Origin of the sequence: Leptolyngbya sp. FACHB-711 (assembly GCF_014695615.1) — a bacterium.
Classification (GTDB): Bacteria; Cyanobacteriota; Cyanobacteriia; order Elainellales; family Elainellaceae; genus Leptolyngbya_A.
This window is the reverse complement of the sequence record NZ_JACJOR010000051.1, coordinates 1-4373: the sequence shown is the minus strand read 5'-3', so window position 1 is coordinate 4373 and position 4373 is coordinate 1. Positions and strand designations below refer to the sequence as shown.

Below are 4373 nucleotides of genomic sequence, written 5' to 3'. Positions count from 1 at the left end.
ACTTTCAAAACCACAATCATGCAATAAACCACGCTGAGGGGAATTTGGCTGCGTTTTGATGCTAAAGAATGCTGAAAGAAGTACCAACTATCCAAAGGGGCAGATTACGTTTGATGAAGTAGAAGCAGGAATGATCGTTATCCAATGATTTTGAAATAATGTTGGAATGCTTTTGGAACGTATACCGATATATGGTTTTTTCATGCTAATTCGCTGTAGGTTGAACAATCTTTCTCTCTTTGGTGAGATTGTCTTCTGGCGATCGAATTGCCATAATTCACGCACAACAAGTGATTGTAAAAACGAAGTGCCCCCGGTTAGCGAGTAGCTGGGGGTCGTCCTATTAGAACTGAAGCTCAATCAGATAAATCGAATAAGACCCGGTGCGTGGATTCGGTATGAGCTTTATTTGTTCGCTATAGTAATCTCTAGTGAACCTGCCTGAAGCCACCCCATGCGTCATTCTTTTCGCGTTGGAACCTTTAATCTCTATAATCTGCTACTGCCCAACATTCCTTATTACGAAAACCGTCGCTATAGCATCGCCGAATATGAGCGGAAAAAGCAATGGATTGCGGCACAGCTCAACCGGATGCAGGCAGACATCGTAGGATTTCAAGAGGTGTTTCATCAGGAGGCCTTAGAAGAAGTCCTGACAGGAATACCAACTTACGAAGGTGCAGCGCTGATCACAGGCGATCCTAACGGAGAAAAGCCAAGAGTTGCACTGGTTTCTCGGTTTCCCGTCCTTCGATACGAAGTCATCGATCGCTTTCCGGCGGCTGCAAGATTTGATTTAGAAGACATACTGATTCCGCTCGATCGCTTCGCGCGTCCGGTAATTCAGGCTGAGGTTGCAATTACCAATTCCCTGGTTTGTACCGTCATCGTGGTGCATCTCAAGTCGAAGCGTCCTGTGATTTCAGAAGGAAAAGATCGGCATGATCCGATCGAAATTGTGAAAGGACAAACCCGTGCCCTAATTCAGCGAGCAGCTGAGGCGATTGCATTGCGGGTGCTGCTGGTTGAAGTCCTGCAAAAAACTCGGCATCCGGTCATTTTGATGGGCGACATTAATGATGGCGATCGAGCAGTGACATCGCGCCTGATCTCAGGAGACCCCCCCGACCCTGACTGGCAGCATGAGTATAAAGAGGCCGTGTGGGATGTGCTGCTTTATTCTGCAAAAGAGATTCAGGCAAGACAGACTCGCGGCGACTTTTATTACACGCATATACACGATGCCCACTATGAAAGTTTGGACCATATTTTGGTGAGTCAGGAGTTTATGCTGCAAAATCCCAGGCACATCGGGCACGTCAAATATGTCTCGGTGCTGAATGATCATTTGATGGATAAAAGTTTAATGGATCATCCTGTAGAGGTCTGGAAGTCGGATCATGGTCAGGTGGTCGCGCAGATCGAACTGCGAAATTAAAGCAGATTTTGAGCGGGGGATCGCAGCGATCGAGCTAAGATAATTACAACTCATAAAGAAATTTGCCGGATTGATTGCTGTTTATCAAGATTGATTTAGCCATGCTGTCAGATCTGCTGCCATTTCCGATTCGTCTCGATACTGTCCTTTTAACTGGAATTGCGCTCTGGTCGCTGGCTCTTTATCTAGGCTTCTTTCCGGTGGGCGAATGGGTAATGGAGCAGTTGACCCGATGGATGAACTTTGCCGATCGATCGCTCTACACCTCGGCTGAATACGAGCGCACCCGTAAAGGACGCGAATCCCAGAATGCCTTTTATGCATCACTGCTGAGTATTGTGCCGTTTTTGGGCGCAGGCGGAATTTGTAACTGGCTGATGGAGCTGAGCTTAGGTCGCAGTTGGGCGATCAGTGTGGGCATTCTGGCCTGTATTGGCTGCGGCGTGTATGAGCTGGGCAGGCGGGATGGTCAGTCGATCGATTGAAGATTTTTTGCAGTTGGGCACAGGTTACTTAATTCTGAATTTACCCGTAACGCTGTGTTTTTATTTAACGCTGTGTTTTATTCGATTGCCTTACAACAGTGCTTTGCAACAGTACCTTACAACAGAGAGATGTCCTGGGTTGTGCAGGCTTGCTATAGTTGCACTCTAATCTTCAGTTTTTTTAATCTCTAGTTTTTCTAATTTCTAGTTTTTCACCTGTGGCTCTTATTGGGCAATGCCTGCTCTACAGAACAAGACTTAGAACCAGGACAATGAAAAAGAAATTACCGCAAAAGAAGTGGACTTTTGTTGGGGTGATCAGTATCCTTGCAGCACTGTTGACCCTGCTGTGGCAATCGCCCGCCCCGGCACAATTTGGACTGTCGGATTTTCGGCTGAATCAGCTTTCCTCAGAGGTGGCTGCCCTGCGGCTTCAGGTGAGTCAGCTTCAGGCTCAGATAGGCGGGAGCGTCAGCCGTGCCCCGGTGACATCGGCTCCTCGCATTGCTCCTCCTTCCCAAGCCCAGACGAATTCTGCCCAGTTCGATCGCCTTGCCACACTGGTGATCGAGCTAGGTGAGCAGGTAAAAGCCATCGACGATCGCCTCAAAGCAGTCGAAGCAAGATTCCCCCAGGCATCACCGCAACCCGTTCCCTAGGCATCACCGCAATCCGTCCCGCCCGCTTCATCCCGCTAGTGCCAATCCGTCTGCTCTGGGTTCAGAAGCAGCAATTAGCACACCATTTTGCTGCACAATCATTTGTCCTTTGCCGAAACTTCGGCCTTCTGCGGTCAGGCGAATGTCATGCCCTCGATCGGTTAATCCCAGAGCAATCGATCGGGCTACGGTCTGTTCTAGCCACACCGTTTTGCCGTTTGTGAACTGCCAGCGCGGGGCATCGAGGGCAGCCTGCGGATTCATGCCATAGTCTCTCAGGTTGACCATCATTTGCAGATGTCCCTGTGGCTGCATGTGCGCCCCCATCACGCCCATCGGACCGATCGGCTGATTGCCCTGCGTTAGAAAACCGGGAATGATCGTGTGAAACGGACGCTTCCCGGGGGCAGCCTGATTTGCGTGTCCGGGCTGAAGGGTAAAGCCTCTGCCGCGATTGTGCAGCGCGATGCCCGTTTCGGGAACTAGAATGCCGCTGCCAAAGCCCATGTAGTTCGACTGAATAAACGACACCATGAAATCCTGATCGGCAGCTGCCAGATACACCGTGCCACCCTTAGGCAGATCAGCGCTGGCAAATAGGGCACGATCGCCGATCAACTGACGTCGCCGCGCCGCATAGGTTTTATCCAGCAAGTCCTGCGGCTGCACCTGCATAGTTTCAATGTCGCTGACGTGCTGATGCACATCGGCAAAGGCTAGCTTCATCGATTCGATTTGCCAGTGGAAACTGTCTACCGAGTCGCGGGGCTGTTTTGATAAATCAAATCCTTCCAGAATATTCAACGCCATCAGCGCGGCGATTCCCTGTCCGTTGGGCGGAATTTCCCACAGCGTTATTCCCCGGTAATCTGTGGAAATAGGCTGCACCCAATCTGCGCGATGCTGCGACAAATCCTCCTGCGTAAGCAAGCCGCCCGTATCGGAAGCAAATGCCGCAATTCGCTCAGCCAGCTTCCCGCGATAAAAGCTTTCGCCCCCGGTGGCTGCAATGTCGCGCAGCGTTTCTGCATGTGCCGCACTGCCCCAAATTTCTCCGGCACGGGGCGATCGTCCTTGGGGTAAAAACATCTGCTTAAACCACTGAAATTCCGGTTCGGTTGCGTGGGCAAACAGCGACTCGGTCCATTTCCAGGCACGGGCAGTTTCCGGGGACACAGGAAAACCCGATTCGGCGTAGCGAATTGCAGGCGCGAATAACTGCTCAAACGGCAGTTTGCCCCACTTTTCCCACAGCGTTCTCCAGGCAGAAACCGCTCCCGGCACGGTGACAGACAACCACCCCAAATCCGGCACTTGCGTCATGCCCTCAAAGCGATCGATCGTCAGATTTTGCGAACTTCTGCCCGACGCATTCAGCCCGTGAAGCTGTCCATCCCACACCAGCGCAAACGCATCTGAACCAATGCCGTTAGAAGTCGGCTCTACAACGGTGAGAGCAATCGCCATTGCAATTGCCGCATCGATCGCATTACCGCCTGCCCAAAACATTTCCATGCCTGCTAAAGCCGCAAGCGGTTGACTAGTTGCTGCCGCATAGTTGCAGCCCATCACGACTCGCCGACCCGAAGCATAGGGATATTCAGTTAGATTGATTGCTGGAATCATTGGCTGGAATCATTGGGGAGAAACAAAAGAAGTGTCAGTGAACGCTGATCAAGGGCGGGGCACAGTAGGATGAGCAAAGGAAAATAGAACAGACGAAACATAAGCTAATTATCCTGAAGTGGAAACTGTTTCGCATTGCTCAACATCCTGCTCCCAATAGATACC

Annotated in this window: 4 protein-coding genes; 3 read left to right on the top strand and 1 reads right to left on the bottom strand. The window is 50.8% G+C overall.

What is annotated here, in order from left to right:
* Positions 1 to 454 precede the first annotated feature (454 nt).
* The 3 genes from H6F80_RS00990 to H6F80_RS00980 all read left to right on the top strand — a co-directional run bounded on the left by H6F80_RS00990 (position 455) and on the right by H6F80_RS00980 (position 2582).
* The gene (locus H6F80_RS00990) at positions 455 to 1438 is read left to right on the top strand and encodes an endonuclease/exonuclease/phosphatase family protein (protein ID WP_190789756.1); all 984 of its coding nucleotides are present in this window, start codon (positions 455 to 457) and stop codon (positions 1436 to 1438) included.
* A gap of 101 nt (positions 1439 to 1539) precedes the next feature.
* The gene (locus H6F80_RS00985; protein ID WP_190789755.1) at positions 1540 to 1923 is read left to right on the top strand and encodes a hypothetical protein; all 384 of its coding nucleotides are present in this window, start codon (positions 1540 to 1542) and stop codon (positions 1921 to 1923) included.
* Between the two features lie 272 nt (positions 1924 to 2195).
* Positions 2196 to 2582 carry a hypothetical protein gene (locus H6F80_RS00980; RefSeq protein WP_190789754.1) on the top strand — a complete coding sequence of 129 codons (387 nt, stop codon included), beginning with the start codon at positions 2196 to 2198 and terminating at the stop codon, positions 2580 to 2582.
* Between the two features lie 27 nt (positions 2583 to 2609).
* Here the strand turns inward: H6F80_RS00980 and H6F80_RS00975 are convergent, their stop codons facing one another.
* Positions 2610 to 4208 carry a gamma-glutamyltransferase family protein gene (locus H6F80_RS00975; protein WP_199296294.1) on the bottom strand — a complete coding sequence of 533 codons (1599 nt, stop codon included), beginning with the start codon at positions 4206 to 4208 and terminating at the stop codon, positions 2610 to 2612.
* Positions 4209 to 4373: the final 165 nt, after the last annotated feature.